Source organism: Sulfurimonas sp., from assembly GCF_026988655.1.
Classification (GTDB): domain Bacteria; phylum Campylobacterota; class Campylobacteria; order Campylobacterales; family Sulfurimonadaceae; genus Sulfurimonas.
Genome location: NZ_JALSKT010000046.1, coordinates 1 through 13,348 on the forward strand (window position 1 = coordinate 1; position 13,348 = coordinate 13,348).

14 protein-coding genes and 4 tRNA genes are annotated in these 13,348 nt (G+C 36.2%); 10 read left to right on the forward strand and 8 right to left on the reverse strand.

What is annotated here, in order from left to right:
- The 4 genes from MV052_RS04750 to MV052_RS04765 form a co-directional block, all read right to left on the reverse strand.
- Positions 1-89, reverse strand: a tRNA-Ser gene (locus MV052_RS04750).
- A 28-nt stretch (positions 90-117) separates the two neighbouring features.
- A tRNA-Cys gene (locus tag MV052_RS04755) sits at positions 118-191 on the reverse strand.
- 19 nt (positions 192-210) lie between these two features.
- Positions 211-297 (reverse strand) — tRNA-Leu (locus MV052_RS04760).
- Between the two features lie 39 nt (positions 298-336).
- Positions 337-411: transfer RNA gene (locus MV052_RS04765), tRNA-Gly, on the reverse strand.
- A gap of 150 nt (positions 412-561) precedes the next feature.
- Here MV052_RS04765 and ilvD point away from each other — a divergent pair.
- Genes ilvD through infC form a run of 3 tightly spaced genes read left to right on the forward strand, consistent with a single transcriptional unit; the run spans position 562 to position 4,589 of the window.
- Positions 562-2,250 carry a dihydroxy-acid dehydratase gene (gene ilvD, locus MV052_RS04770; protein WP_297441488.1) on the forward strand — a complete coding sequence of 563 codons (1,689 nt, stop codon included), beginning with the start codon at positions 562-564 and terminating at the stop codon, positions 2,248-2,250.
- A gap of 30 nt (positions 2,251-2,280) precedes the next feature.
- On the forward strand, positions 2,281-4,074 hold the full coding sequence (gene thrS / locus MV052_RS04775) for a threonine--tRNA ligase (protein WP_297441508.1): 1,794 nt from the start codon (positions 2,281-2,283) through the stop codon (positions 4,072-4,074).
- Entirely contained in the window at positions 4,071-4,589 is a 519-nt protein-coding gene (gene infC, locus MV052_RS04780; RefSeq protein ID WP_297441490.1) for a translation initiation factor IF-3, read from the forward strand. The genes thrS and infC overlap by 4 nt, the downstream gene beginning before the upstream one ends.
- A gap of 29 nt (positions 4,590-4,618) precedes the next feature.
- Here infC and MV052_RS04785 read toward each other — a convergent pair whose 3' ends face one another.
- Positions 4,619-5,944: an MFS transporter gene (locus tag MV052_RS04785; protein ID WP_297441492.1), complete on the reverse strand. Its 1,326-nt coding sequence runs from the start codon at positions 5,942-5,944 to the stop codon at positions 4,619-4,621.
- Positions 5,945-6,093: 149 nt separating this feature from the next.
- On the opposite strand from MV052_RS04785, the gene rdgB reads away from it, so the two are divergent.
- Positions 6,094-6,681, forward strand: coding sequence for an RdgB/HAM1 family non-canonical purine NTP pyrophosphatase (gene rdgB, locus MV052_RS04790; protein ID WP_297441494.1), 588 nt, complete (start codon positions 6,094-6,096; stop codon positions 6,679-6,681).
- 409 nt (positions 6,682-7,090) lie between these two features.
- On the opposite strand, the gene MV052_RS04795 is transcribed toward rdgB, so the two are convergent.
- Positions 7,091-7,861, reverse strand: coding sequence for an undecaprenyl-diphosphate phosphatase (locus MV052_RS04795; RefSeq protein ID WP_297441496.1), 771 nt, complete (start codon positions 7,859-7,861; stop codon positions 7,091-7,093).
- A gap of 108 nt (positions 7,862-7,969) precedes the next feature.
- Between MV052_RS04795 and MV052_RS04800 the strand changes: the two genes are divergently transcribed.
- The 5 genes from MV052_RS04800 to MV052_RS04820 are packed head-to-tail and all read left to right on the forward strand — an operon-like array spanning position 7,970 to position 12,174.
- Entirely contained in the window at positions 7,970-9,097 is a 1,128-nt protein-coding gene (locus MV052_RS04800) for an aminotransferase class V-fold PLP-dependent enzyme (protein ID WP_297441498.1), read from the forward strand.
- A complete protein-coding gene (locus MV052_RS04805) occupies positions 9,098-9,946 on the forward strand; it encodes an ATP phosphoribosyltransferase regulatory subunit (RefSeq protein ID WP_297441500.1) in 849 nt (282 codons plus the stop codon).
- 19 nt (positions 9,947-9,965) lie between these two features.
- Complete coding sequence (locus tag MV052_RS04810; protein ID WP_297441501.1) at positions 9,966-11,225, forward strand: adenylosuccinate synthase; 1,260 nt, start codon at positions 9,966-9,968, stop codon at positions 11,223-11,225.
- Positions 11,226-11,239: 14 nt separating this feature from the next.
- Positions 11,240-11,668, forward strand: a complete 429-nt coding sequence (locus MV052_RS04815) for a flagellar export protein FliJ (RefSeq protein WP_297441503.1) — start codon at positions 11,240-11,242, stop codon at positions 11,666-11,668.
- Positions 11,665-12,174, forward strand: coding sequence for a PDP protein (locus MV052_RS04820; RefSeq protein ID WP_297441504.1), 510 nt, complete (start codon positions 11,665-11,667; stop codon positions 12,172-12,174). Before MV052_RS04815 ends, MV052_RS04820 begins: the two co-directional genes overlap by 4 nt.
- Position 12,175: 1 nt before the next feature.
- Here the strand turns inward: MV052_RS04820 and MV052_RS04825 are convergent, their stop codons facing one another.
- Together MV052_RS04825 and MV052_RS04830 are read right to left on the reverse strand one after the other, a co-directional pair.
- Positions 12,176-12,445, reverse strand: coding sequence for a hypothetical protein (locus MV052_RS04825; RefSeq protein ID WP_297441505.1), 270 nt, complete (start codon positions 12,443-12,445; stop codon positions 12,176-12,178).
- Between the two features lie 67 nt (positions 12,446-12,512).
- Complete coding sequence (locus tag MV052_RS04830; protein WP_297441506.1) at positions 12,513-12,956, reverse strand: hypothetical protein; 444 nt, start codon at positions 12,954-12,956, stop codon at positions 12,513-12,515.
- Between the two features lie 75 nt (positions 12,957-13,031).
- On the opposite strand from MV052_RS04830, the gene MV052_RS04835 reads away from it, so the two are divergent.
- Positions 13,032-13,319 (forward strand): hypothetical protein, encoded by a 288-nt coding sequence (locus tag MV052_RS04835; protein ID WP_297441507.1) that lies wholly within the window; start codon positions 13,032-13,034, stop codon positions 13,317-13,319.
- Positions 13,320-13,348 lie beyond the last annotated feature (29 nt).

Here is a 13,348-nt window from a genome sequence, read left to right on the forward strand (position 1 = left end):
TGGTGGACCCTCAGGGATTCGAACCCTGGGAGGTATGACCCTCGCCGGTTTTCAAGACCGGTGCATTCGACCAACTCTGCCAAAGATCCACGTTGTAGTAGTAAATTGTTAAATAACTGGAGGTGCCACCCAGATTTGAACTGGGGATAGCAGCTTTGCAGGCTGCGGCCTTACCACTTGGCGATGGCACCAGTTTCAGTTAATTATCAGTGGTGCCCGGGGCCGGACTCGAACCGGCACAGTATTGCTACCGGGGGATTTTAAGTCCCCTGCGTCTACCAATTTCGCCACCCGGGCATCGTGAGTGTGTATCACAGATTAACAATCAAAATTAAATGGAGCGGGAAACGAGGTTCGAACTCGCGACCCCAACCTTGGCAAGGTTGTGCTCTACCACTGAGCTATTCCCGCATCCATACGCTTACTAGACTAGGTCTGTAAGTGAGCCGGAATTATAGCTTGTTTTTTTTTCTTTGTAAAGAGTTTTTGGTTAAAAATAGAAAAAAAGTGCTATAATCGCATTTATAATTAGAAATGTAAACTACTATATAGGGATTTTTTATGAGAAGTGATACTATTAAAAAGGGCTTTGATAAGGCTCCACACCGTTCATTGTTGCGTGCGACAGGTCTGAAAGATGAAGATTTTGACAAACCATTTATTGGGATTGCAAACTCTTATATTGATATTATTCCTGGACATTTTTTCTTGCATGAGTATGGTGAAATTGTTAAAGAAGCCATCCGAGAAGCAGGGGGTGTTCCTTTTGTATTTAACACTATTGGTGTTGATGATGGAATTGCTATGGGGCATGATGGCATGCTTTACTCTTTACCATCACGTGAGATTATTGCTGATTCTATTGAAACGGTGATGAATGCTCATAAGCTTGATGCTATGATCTGTATTCCTAACTGTGACAAAATTGTTCCAGGGATGATAATGGGGTCACTTCGTGTTAATGTTCCTACTATTTTTGTTTCAGGTGGACCAATGGCTGCAGGGCATAAAAAAGATGGAACACCTATCGACCTTGCTACTGCGTTTGAAGCAGTTGGTCAGCATGCTGAAGGAAATATGACAGATGAAGAACTGTATGAGATAGAGTGTGAGGCTTGTCCTTCTGGTGGTTCATGTTCAGGTATGTTTACTGCAAACTCTATGAATACTTTATGTGAAGCTATGGGTATTGCACTTCCTGGTAATGGAACTGTACTTGCCATGACTCCTGAGAGAATAGAGATGGTAAAAAAAGCTGCAAAACGTATCGTTGAACTTGCAAAAATGGAAGATCCGAAGTATAACTTCAAAAATATTTTAAATGAGAAAGCTGTACACAATGCATTTGTAGTAGATATGGCGATGGGTGGAAGCTCAAATACTGTTTTACATATGTTAGCAATTGCTAAAGAGTCAGATGTTGATTTTCATATAGAAAATATTAATGCTATTGCTGAAAAAGTTTCACATATTGCTAAAATTTCTCCATCATTAACAACTGTTCATATGAAAGATATTGATGATGCAGGTGGAGTAAACGCAGTAATGAAAGAGGTTTCTAACAGAGGTAATGATGTTTTGCATCTTGATGCACTTACTATCACTGGAGAGACTTTAGGTGAAAGAATTAAAGATGCAGAGATTAAAGATACAAGCATTATTCATACGAATGAAAATGCCTATTCTCCTGTTGGCGGTCTTTCAATTTTATTTGGTAATCTTGCAACTGAAGGTGCGGTAATTAAAGCAGCGGGTATAGTTGACAGTATGCGTCATTTTAAAGGTACAGCTATTTGTTTTAATTCTCAAACAGAAGCGATAGCCGGAATCATGGCACACAAAGTAAAACCAGGTAACATTGTGGTGATTCGTTATGAAGGTCCTAAGGGTGGTCCAGGTATGCAAGAGATGCTTGCACCTACTGCACTTATTCAAGGTATGGGACTTGGTGAGACTGTTGCGCTTATTACAGATGGTCGTTTTAGTGGTGCTACTAAAGGGGCTTCTATTGGACATGTTTCTCCAGAAGCTGCTGAGGGTGGACTTATTGCTCTCGTTGAAGATGGCGATGAGATAGAGCTTGATGTTGATAAACATACTTTGCAGTTAAATGTAGATGGTGAAGAGTTAGCAAGAAGAAAAGATCATTATGTGCCATATAAAAATGAAGTAAAATCAAAATGGTTGAAACGTTATCAACTTTTAGTTTCAAACGCAGCAAACGGTGCTGTACTAAAAACAGAATTATAAGAAGGAATATTTATTTTGAATGAAATTGCTATAAAAAAAGATGGCGAAATTATCGACACACAAACAGCAAAAGAGCTGGGATTTGAAGGTGAACAGATTCATCTTGACAACTCTCCTGAATCTTTAGAAGTATTACGTCATTCTACGGCTCACTTGATGGCACAAGCTATCAAATCACTGTATCCGGATGCTGAGTTTTATGTAGGACCTGTTGTAAAAGAGGGTTTTTACTATGATTTTAAAACATCTGCCGAAGTTGGAGAGGGTGATTTAAAGAAAATAGAGAAGCAAATGCTCTCTTTTGCTAAGAAAAAATATCCAATTGAAAAATATGAAATTACAATGGATGAAGCAAAAGAAAAGTTTAAAGATGATCATTTAAAGCTTGAAGTTATGAAAAGAATTCCAAGTGAAACTGTAAGTATTTATAAGCAAGGCGAATTTGAAGATCTTTGTCGAGGTCCACATTTACCAAATATTGGGCTTATACGCTACTTTAAACTTACAAAAATTTCGGGTGCTTACCTTGGCGGAGACTCGAAAAATGAAATGCTAACTCGTATATATGGGATAGCTTTTGCAGATAAAGAATCACTCAAAGCACATATGACTCAGCTAGCAGAAGCTGAAAAACGTGATCACCGTAAGCTTGGAAATGAAATGAAACTGTTTACTTTCCGTGAGGAAGTTGGTGCTGGTTTTCCTATCTGGCTTCCGGCTGGTGGACGTTTACGCGCTCGTTTAGAATCTTTACTTTTTAAAGCTCATCGTAAACGTGGATATGAACCAGTTCGTGGACCTGAAATGTTACGTTCAGACCTCTGGAAAACATCTGGGCATTATCAAAACTATGGTGAAAATATGTACTTTACTCACATTGATGAGTTAGAGTTTGGTGTAAAACCTATGAACTGTGTAGGTCATATTAAAGTATATGAAGATGAGCTTCACTCTTATAGAGATCTGCCAATCAAGTATTTTGAGTATGGTGTTGTACACCGTCATGAACTTACAGGTGCCCTCCATGGACTTTTTAGAGTTCGTGAATTTACGCAAGATGATGCACATATCTTTTGTCGTGCCGATCAAATTGAAGAGCAAATCATAGAAGTAGTGGATTTTGTTGATAAAATTATGTCAACTTTTGAGTTTGATTACAAGATGATGATCTCAACAAAACCTGAAAAAGCTGTCGGAGATGATGCAGTGTGGGAAGTTTCTACACAAGCACTCAAAAATGCGATGGATAAAAATGAACTAGTTTATGAGATTGATGAAGGTGGTGGGGCATTTTATGGTCCTAAAATCGACATTAAGATTACAGATGCGATAGGTCGAGAGTGGCAATGTGGTACGATTCAGCTAGATTTTAATCTTCCTGAGAGATTTAAGCTAGAATATAACGGTGAAGAGAATGAAAAAATTCAGCCAGTTATGATTCACCGTGCCATTTTAGGCTCTTTCGAGCGTTTTATCGGGATCTTGACTGAGCATTATGCAGGTGAATTTCCAATGTTTATAGCTCCTACACAAGTAGCAATTGTTCCTGTTGCAGAGACACATAAAGAATATGCTAAGCTTCTATCAGATAAACTTATCGATATTAATGCCGATAGTGAAATCTATGCGAAAAATGATTCTTTAAACAAAAGAATTAGAACTGCAGAAAAAACTCGTGTTCCTATGATAGTTGTCATTGGGGATGAAGAGATAAAAAATAAAACTGTAGCTATTCGTGATAGACGAACTAGAGAGCAGTACAATTTAAGTGAAGAGGAATTCTTGAAGCTTATACAAACTAAAATAAATGAGGTAAATTTTTGAGTAAAAACAAAGACCGCGTTATCATGAATGATGACATCCGTGTTCCAGAGGTGAGATGTAATGTAGATGGAGGTGAGTCATTAGGCGTCATCTCAACTGATGAGGCTATGACAAAAGCAAATGAGCTAGGTTTAGACTTAGTTTTAATCGCTCCAAATGCGAAGCCACCTGTTGCTAAGATCATGGATTATGGTAAGTTTAAATACCAAGAAGAGAAAAAATTAAAAGAGCAAAGAAAAAATCAGGTTAAGATAGTCGTTAAAGAGATTAAATTATCTGTGAAAATTGCTGAGAATGATATTGCTTATAAAGTAAAACATGCAAGAGAGTTTCTTGAAAAAGGATTTCATGTAAAATTTAGAGTATTTTTACGTGGTCGTGAAATGGCACACCCTGAAGCTGCAAAAGAAGTCCTTTTACAAGTTTGGCCTATGGTTGAAGATATCGCTGTAATGGAAAAACCACCTAAGTTTGAAGGTCGTTATTTCAATATGTATGTTGTTCCAAAAAAATAAAAGATAAAGCCTAAGCTTTATCTTTTTATCTATTTTACTATCTGAGATTTAATCTCATCTTCTTCTAATGCTTCTTGAGCATATTTTATAACTACTACATGTTCTGTTTCATTTATAAACCATTCAGCTATATGTTCACTTTCTAAAGATTTTAATTTATCAAAGTCAACTTCAATTTCTGGAATAATCAAATGAGAATATCTTGTAGGGTTTTTCATCTTCACAAGTGTCCAAATTAACCATATAAGACCAATACCCCCGATAGTAAGTCCGAGTGTAGCCCGTGAACTTGCATCAAGATAAAGACCAGCAAATGTTCCACCAAGGAATGTTGCAAAGTAAGCTGCAGAGTTTGCAATACCTAAAGCAGCACCTTTTTGATGTACTTTTGCAAATTTACTTATCATAGACTGAACAAGTGGTTCCATCATATTAAATGCAACAAAGAAAAAGATAACGGCTGTGATGAAAACTGCACTTGAATTTGTTGTACCCATCAAAACAAATGATGCGATAAATAAAACAATAGAGACTAAAAATATTTGTTTAGGAATATTTCTTTTTTCCCCAAATACTGCAGCAGGTCCCATAGCGATTAGACCCGCAATCATTGCTGGAACATAAACCATCCATAGTTCACTTTTATCCCAGTTAAAACCATATTCTGGTTTTGTTAAAAATACAGGAATGATTACAAACGCAGCTGTCATAAGACCTTTTTGCATAGCATTGATGATAACCATACTTAAGAGATTTGGATCTTTTAAAATATCTGATGTTTTCGTATCTCCATGGTAAATATGTTTTATTTTTGGAGGAGTTGGTACTTTTGCAAATAAAATACCAACAGCTAATACGGCTAGAATAGCTGTAATAATAAAGATTGTACTAATCCCATAATGAGATGCTATGATAGGTCCAGCTGCCATTGCTATAGCAAAACTCATTGCTATAAACCCACCCATGATTGCCATAGCTTGACCTCGTTGTTTTTCTTCAACTAAATCTGCAATCATTGCAGTAACAACAGAGCCAATAGCTCCAGCACCTTGTAAAAAACGTCCAAACATAAGCATATATATGTCAGTTGAGTATGCACAAATAAGCGAACCAACTAAAAAGATAAGAAGACCAATAAGTATAGTGGGTTTTCTTCCTATTTTATCACTTAGGCTTCCAAAAGGAACTTGAAAAATAGCCTGAGTAAGGGCGTAACCACCGACAATTACACCAACTAAAAATGGAGTTGCACCTTCTAAATCAAGTGCATAAACAGAGAGAACTGGTAGAACTAAAAAAAGTCCTAAAAATCGTAAAAAAAGAATACTCGAAAGCGGAAATACTTTTTTAAACATAAAAATCCTTTGTATGAGTTTTAAGTAAGAGATTAGAGATAATTTCATACTTATTGTATAATGGCGCAATTATAGAGCAATAACTATTTACATAAGCAAAGTAAACGCAGTTGTTATGATTTTTTAAAGTAAAAAACAAGGAAATAATATTGAAATTAGTTTTAGCAACATCAAATAAAGGCAAGGTGAGAGAGATAAAAGCACTTTGCCAAGAATATGAAGTTATTCCATATACTGAATTGATAGAAGAGTTTGAGATTATTGAAGACGGGGATACTTTTAAAGACAATGCACTTATCAAAGCCAAAGCTGTTTATGAAGCTCTTGATGATGAAGATCTCATTGTGATGGCTGATGATAGTGGTATAAGTGTAGATATCCTTGATGGTGCGCCGGGAATTTACAGTGCAAGATATGGAGGCGCGGGTGCAAGCGATAAAGACAACCTTTATAAACTTATGCAAGATATAAAAGAAAAAGGTGTTGAAAATTCTCCAGCGCATTATACTGCTGCTATTGCTATAGTGACAAAAGATAGAGAAAAAACTGTGCATGGATGGATGTATGGGACTGCTCTGACGCAGGCAAAAGGAGAAGGCGGTTTTGGCTATGACCCGATGTTTATCCCGCTAGGCTACGATAAAACGCTAGGAGAACTTGATGAAAGTATAAAAAAAGAACTTTCTCATCGTTCTAAAGCCTTAAACTTAGCGGGAAAAATTTTAAGAAGTCTATAATATTTTAAGACTTACTTCGTAAAAAGTATTTTCTAGTTTTTCTAGTAAATAATGTAAGTGGTCGTTATATTTACGCAGTGTTTGCATAATATCTCCTTTAACATTAATATGTCTAACAGAGAATCTACAGCAAACACTATTCCACTAGTTAAAGAGTGTTAAGTACCTCTCCATAAATAACCCCAACTTCAGCAAAGAGCAAATAGCTCTAGTGCTAGGCAGATTTCTGCAGGACTAACTGGTTAATCCAAAGGAATCTAACGACGCAATAGGGCTATTTGCTCTTTGCCCGAAGGGAAGTTTAAAAAGAGGGCTACTACTTCGTTGAAAATCCTTTAAGCTACTAGTAGCTCATGCGGAATTTCGCCTTGCATTAGCCCTCTTTTTAAGCTTCTGAAATTGGGGTTATTTATGAAGAGGTACTTAATAGCAATACCCCAAAAAGAATTCTATAAACTCCAAACGCAACGAAAGTGAATTTTTCTAAAAATTTTAAAAATAGCTTGATGGTTACATACGCAACTGCAAATGAAACGACAAACCCTACAGCTAAAGCCTCTAAGTTTGCACCTGAAAACTCATGATAGTGTTTGAGTAAATCATATGCAGTCACAGCACTCATCACAGGAAAAGCAAGTAAGAAGCTAAACTCAGCACTTGCTTTACGGCTAAGACCTACAAGTAAAGCGCCTATGATAGTCGAACCAGCACGTGAAGTCCCTGGAATAAGAGCAAAAACTTGTGCAATTCCTATCCATAAAGATTGTTTTATGCTGACATCTTCAACATCGTTTATAAGCTCTTTTTCATTGGGTATATAAAACTTCTCAACAAGTAAAAAGACAATACCACCGACGATAAACATAATAGCAACAATGTTGATACTAAAAAGCTCTTTAATTTGATGTGAAAAGATAAAGCCTACAATGCCGATAGGTAAAAAAGCTAAAAATACTTTTGTCCATAAATTAATATGCTTGAGTGTGAACTTTTCTTTGTAGTTAAATACAACGGCTAAAATAGCGGCAAATTGAATGATTACCTCATACGCTTTTGTTACATTTGTTTGGTCAATTCCTAAAAACTCGCTTGCCACGATAAGATGTCCCGTGGATGATATAGGTAAAAATTCTGTGAAGCCTTCGATAACGCCTAGTATTATTGAATCATATATAGTCATATTTGTCCTTTTAAAAACGGTATTTTAGCATATTTATAAAGTTTAAACTTACTTTGCTATAATACGAGGTTTTATTTTAAACACTAAACCTTTAATAGGATATACACTATGTTACTTTTTACTCCTGGTCCAACTCCAGTTCCACAAAATGTTCGTAATGCGATGAGTGATGAGACAATGCATCATCGTACTCCGGAATTTGAAGCTATTTTTGAAAAAACTAGAAAACATCTTTTTGATCTTTTTGCTACTGATGAAGTAGTGATGATTGCTTCAAGTGGAACGGGTGCTATGGAAGCAGCTGTTATCAATCTTTGTAAAAATACACTCTTAAGTATCAACTCTGGCAAGTTCGGTGAGCGTTTTGGTAAAATTGCCCTAGCGCATGGACTTAAAAATGTTGAGATTAAAAATGAGTGGGATACGCCGGTATCTGTTGAAGCAGTTGTAAACGCAGTAAAAGAGAACTCAGATATTGATGCTATAGCGATTCAGATTAGTGAATCAGCTGGTGGACTTCGTCATCCGGTTGAAGAGATAGCGAAGGCTGTAAAAGAGATTAACCCTAAGATTATGATTATAGCTGATGGCATCACAGCTGTTGGTGTTGAGCGAATTGATGTGACAGATATTGATTGTCTTATCGCTGGGAGTCAAAAAGCACTGATGCTTCCACCTGGACTCTCCATCTTAGGTCTCTCAGATGCAGCTATTGAGACGATAGGCTCAGGAGTTGGGTACTACCTTAATCTTGCAAGTGAAATTAAAAAACAGAGACAAAATACTACAGCATATACAGCTGCTACGACTTTGATTATCGGTTTATTAGAAGTTTTAGAAACTATTGAAAGAGAGGGTGGCATTGGCGTACTTTATTGTAATACTGCGCGACGTGCTAAAGCAACACGAGCGGCTCTTGAAGCAATAGGCTTACATAGTTATCCTAAAGTTCCTGCAAAAAGTATGACAACTATTGACGATGCAGATGCTTCAAAAATTCGTTCAGCTTTAAAAGAAGAATATGGTATGAATGTAGCCGGTGGACAAGACCATCTTAAAGGGAAGATCTTTCGTATTAATCAAATGGGACTGATTGCTCCTTATGAGTCTATCTGGGTTGTAAATGCGATAGAGCTTATTCTTCACCGTATGGGACGTTTAGAATATGCTGGTATTGCCTCTAAGGTTTATAATGAAACATACTTTAAAACTGCATTAGAACAAAAAGAGATATAAATGATACTTGAGCATGAAATACCAAACGGTTCTAAGCTTTACTTTGGAAACTCTGCCAAAGTAAAACGTAGAATAGAACATATTGCAAGTGATGTCCTTTATGATAATGGTTATGAAGAGATTCTAACACCAATATTTTCTTACCATCAACAAAGAAGTATTGCAGATGAGAGAGAGTTGATTCGCGTTAATGATGAAAAAAACAACTCTTTATCTTTGAGAGCAGATTCAACTATAGATGTTGTGCGTATCATAGAAAAAAGACTTGGAAGCAATACTACTCAAAAAAAATGGTTTTACATTCAGCCAGTTTTTACATACCCAACATCTGAACAGTATCAGGTTGGTGTAGAGTTTATGGGTGAGAAAAAACTCTCCTCTGTGACAACTATTGCTTTAGATATTTTTGAAAAATTAGAGGTAAAACCTTTGATGCAAATTTCAAATATTAAAATTCCAAAGCTTTTAGTAGAGATGTTTGACGAACTATGCATAGATGATTTTAGACACATAAACATTGACAAGTTTATTAATCTCAAAGTAGAGTGGTTGACTAAGCTTGTGTATCTACAACATCTAGAGCAGATTGATGAGTTAATCGCCATCGTACCTGAGTCTATAAAAGTAGAGCTGCAAAAGATGAAAGAGTTGTGTTCTGAAATATCGTGTAAAAATGCTGTTCTTGCACCAATGTACTATGCAAAAATGCTTTACTATGATGAACTTTATTTTCGTTGTATTGCTGGAAACGAAGTCTACGCACGTGGTGGAAGATATAAAAATTCAGACCTGACTTCTGTTGGTTTTGCAATATACACAGATGCTCTGTGTGAAGCCTTAGAACACTAAAAAAGAGGGAAATATTAATATGTATACAAATAAAGCTGATGTAATTGTTGGAATCCAATGGGGTGACGAAGGGAAAGGAAAGATAGTTGATAAACTAGCACTTAAATATGATATGGTTTGTCGTTCTCAAGGTGGGCATAATGCCGGTCATACTATCTGGGTTGATGGTGTTAAGTATGCACTACACCTTATCCCTTCAGGTGTGTTAAATCCAAACGCAGTAAATGTAGTAGGAAACGGTGTAGTGCTTTCTCCTTCTTCTATTATTAAAGAGATGGAGCAATTTGAAGGGCTTGAAGGTCGTTTGTATATTTCAGACAAAGCTCACCTCAATCTTTCTTATCATGCAGCAATCGATCAAGCAAAAGAGAAGCTAAAAGGCGATAAAGCCATAGGTACAACAGGAAAAGGAATTGGACCTGCTTATAGTGACAAGATTAATCGTATTGGTCACAGAGTTGGTGAGCTTTTAGATCCTCAAAAACTTTGTCAAACTATTTTAGATTATTTTGAGCAAAATAAACCTATTTTTGATGTTATGGATTTACATGGACCAAAAAGAGAAGAGCTGCTTGAAGAGTTGCAAGGCTTTAGTGATAAACTTACACCATTTATTGCAGATACAACACAAATGGTATGGAAAGCTTTAGATAGTCAAAACAAACGTGTTCTTCTTGAAGGCGCGCAGGGAACTATGCTTGACGTTGACCATGGAACATATCCCTATGTGACTTCGAGTGCAACGGTGAGTGCTGGTGCATGTACTGGTTTGGGTCTGAATTCTAAAGATATTGGAAAAGTTACAGGAATCGTAAAAGCATACTGTACTCGCGTTGGAAATGGACCATTTCCATCTGAAGACTTGGGTGAAGAGGGCAAACGTCTTGGTGAACAAGGACATGAGTTTGGTACAACAACAGGTCGTGCACGTCGTTGTGGTTGGTTTGATGCTGTTGCAACAAGATATGCTAGTCGCTTAAATGGTTGTGATGAACTAGCCCTTATGAAGCTTGATGTTCTTGATGGTTTTGATGAAGTAAAAGTATGTGTTGCGTATGAGTATAAAGGTCAAGAGATTGATTATGTGCCAGTTGATTTGGAGAATGTAACACCGATTTATAAAACATTTAAAGGCTGGGATAATTCCGTAGGTGTGAGAACTTTTGAAGAGCTTCCTACTTCTGCACAAGAGTATGTGAAAATAATTGAAGAGATAAGTAAAACAAAAGTCGGTATAATCTCGACATCACCAGAGAGAGATGATACAATAATCCTCTAATAGGAAATGAATATATGAAGACACGCTTTAGCTCTTTAGTCAATGTTAAAAAAAACAAAATGCAAAAGAGTGAGCGTGCACTGCAAGAAGCAAATAGAGCATTGCAAAATGCGAAACAGGCTTTAGCAGATTCATTTTTGCAACTACAACAAATAGAAACTCCCCAACATGGAAAGATAGCCCAATTGTTAGAAAATCGAACCTTACTTGAACGCCAACGTGCACTTATTCGTCATAATGAAGAGTGGATTAGATTTGAAGAGAATCAAGTAGATGAGAAAAAAAATATACTCAAAGAAGATATGATAGAGTTTGAAAAATTCAAATACCTTGAGTTTAAGGAAGTGGAAAAACTTCTTAAAGAGATAAAAGTAAAAGAGGCAAAAGATTTGGATGAAGTGGCATTGATGACTTTTATAAATGGTTCAAAGGCAGCTTCATGAAAAAACTACTCCTCTTGGTGCTTGTAAGCTCTGTACTTTTTTCGCTGCAAACAAGTGATAAACTTTTTGATTGTACAAAGATTTTTGAGCAGAGAAAAGGGGAATTACTTGTTGAACTTGAACGTATTGATGAGCAAAAACAAGCCCTCAGTTCCTTAAAAACTGCAACAGAAGAACTTCTAAAGCAAAAAGAGGCGAAATTACAAGAAAAAGAAGATAAGCTCAATGCAAAAATGACAGAGATAAGCCAAAAAGAGAGCGCTATCAAAAAGATGTTAGCAGAGAATAAAAAAGTGCTTAAAAGCATTCAAGATACAAAAATGTCAAAAATTTCACAAACTTTTTCAAAGATGAAAGCAGGTGCAGCTGCAAATATTCTCAGTGATATGAAGCCTGAAGAAGCAGTATCGATTTTAGAGTCCCTAAAACCAAAAGTTGTAGGAAAAATATTAACAAAGATGGAACCAAAAAAAGCTTCAAAATTGACACAAATGTTGAGTAAATAACTTAAAAAGAGTACCCAATACCAAGATAACTTGAGTTAGAATTGAGTGTTATATCCTTTGCAATCCATTCTGAATATCGTATTCCTGTTGTGAAGTAGAGGTTTGGAGTGATCCAAAACCAAGATGTCAGATGGTAAGTATGCTCAAGCGGATAGAAGCGAAGACCTATCTCCTCTTCATGAAAAATCCCATTCGTAAACATATCCATTATTTTATTTTTTACAGAAGCATACTGTTTTGCATAAATAGCAGAGCCATAAAGAAAAAGCATAGAAAAAAGAGCTTTGCTAAAGCGAAGTTGTGCCCCGATTTTATAGCTTGTTATATCTGTTGTAGATTCAAAGGAAGAGAGATACGCCTAGATCTATACCAAGACTGATGTATTCATCTTTGGAGATATTGACAAGATTATACCCCATCCCAAAATCTGCATCAATACCTTGCAATTTATCATTATCCCCAGAAGTGTAGTAGTTGATTTTATAATTGTAGTTTAACTGTTTTATGGGAAGATTTTGATGTTCACTCTTGAGTGTATAACTCGTAATATCAGTAGAATCTTTTTTATCTAAGCCTAAAAGCGAACCCTCCATAGCAAAAGTACCCTCTCCATATTCTATTTCACTATGCGAAACAGCATTATAGAGTCCCATAGTCGTATCATTGAGTATCGCTGTTACTTCATTTGAATTATCTAAAAATTTTTCAAACGTAACAAGATCAGTAGCAGTTTGAGCAGAGAGTAGTGATGAAAGAAGCAAGAGCGTGATGTGTGCTTTCATACAGGAGAACTCCTTTTTATGAAGAGATGAAGTTTAAACGCAGTATACTATAAGTTAAAGTAATTTGAGGTTAGTATGCGCTATGTAATATTCTTTACTTTTTTCTTTTTTTCTTTGTATGCTAAAAGTGAAGATAGCTGTTACAGTGTCTCGCTTTTGAGTGTGCCAGATACAGAGCAAAATGCTAAGGCACTAGGTAAAAATAAATATCCGCTATCTTCGTGTAAAGTCATGTCCATATCCAATGTATTGACGGTACGTTGTGGTTGTTTTGAAAAAATCACGCAAGCACGAAAAGCTGCAGAATTTATAGCTAAAAGATATAAACCCGAATTATGCAATAGAAACTCATTAAAATTATAAAATATTATAAATAAGTACTGATTTCATAC

Excerpts from the sequence above, each read along its gene's own strand:
- ilvD (WP_297441488.1), top strand. The coding sequence starts at position 562 with ATGAGAAGTGATACTATTAAAAAGGGCTTTGATAAGGCTCCACACCGT.
- MV052_RS04785 (WP_297441492.1), bottom strand. The coding sequence starts at position 5,944 with ATGTTTAAAAAAGTATTTCCGCTTTCGAGTATTCTTTTTTTACGATTT.
- MV052_RS04795 (WP_297441496.1), bottom strand. The coding sequence starts at position 7,861 with ATGACTATATATGATTCAATAATACTAGGCGTTATCGAAGGCTTCACA.
- MV052_RS04800 (WP_297441498.1), top strand. The coding sequence starts at position 7,970 with ATGTTACTTTTTACTCCTGGTCCAACTCCAGTTCCACAAAATGTTCGT.
- MV052_RS04805 (WP_297441500.1), top strand. The coding sequence starts at position 9,098 with ATGATACTTGAGCATGAAATACCAAACGGTTCTAAGCTTTACTTTGGA.
- MV052_RS04810 (WP_297441501.1), top strand. The coding sequence starts at position 9,966 with ATGTATACAAATAAAGCTGATGTAATTGTTGGAATCCAATGGGGTGAC.
- MV052_RS04815 (WP_297441503.1), top strand. The coding sequence starts at position 11,240 with ATGAAGACACGCTTTAGCTCTTTAGTCAATGTTAAAAAAAACAAAATG.
- MV052_RS04820 (WP_297441504.1), top strand. The coding sequence starts at position 11,665 with ATGAAAAAACTACTCCTCTTGGTGCTTGTAAGCTCTGTACTTTTTTCG.
- MV052_RS04825 (WP_297441505.1), bottom strand. The coding sequence starts at position 12,445 with ATGCTTTTTCTTTATGGCTCTGCTATTTATGCAAAACAGTATGCTTCT.
- MV052_RS04830 (WP_297441506.1), bottom strand. The coding sequence starts at position 12,956 with ATGAAAGCACACATCACGCTCTTGCTTCTTTCATCACTACTCTCTGCT.
- MV052_RS04835 (WP_297441507.1), top strand. The coding sequence starts at position 13,032 with ATGCGCTATGTAATATTCTTTACTTTTTTCTTTTTTTCTTTGTATGCT.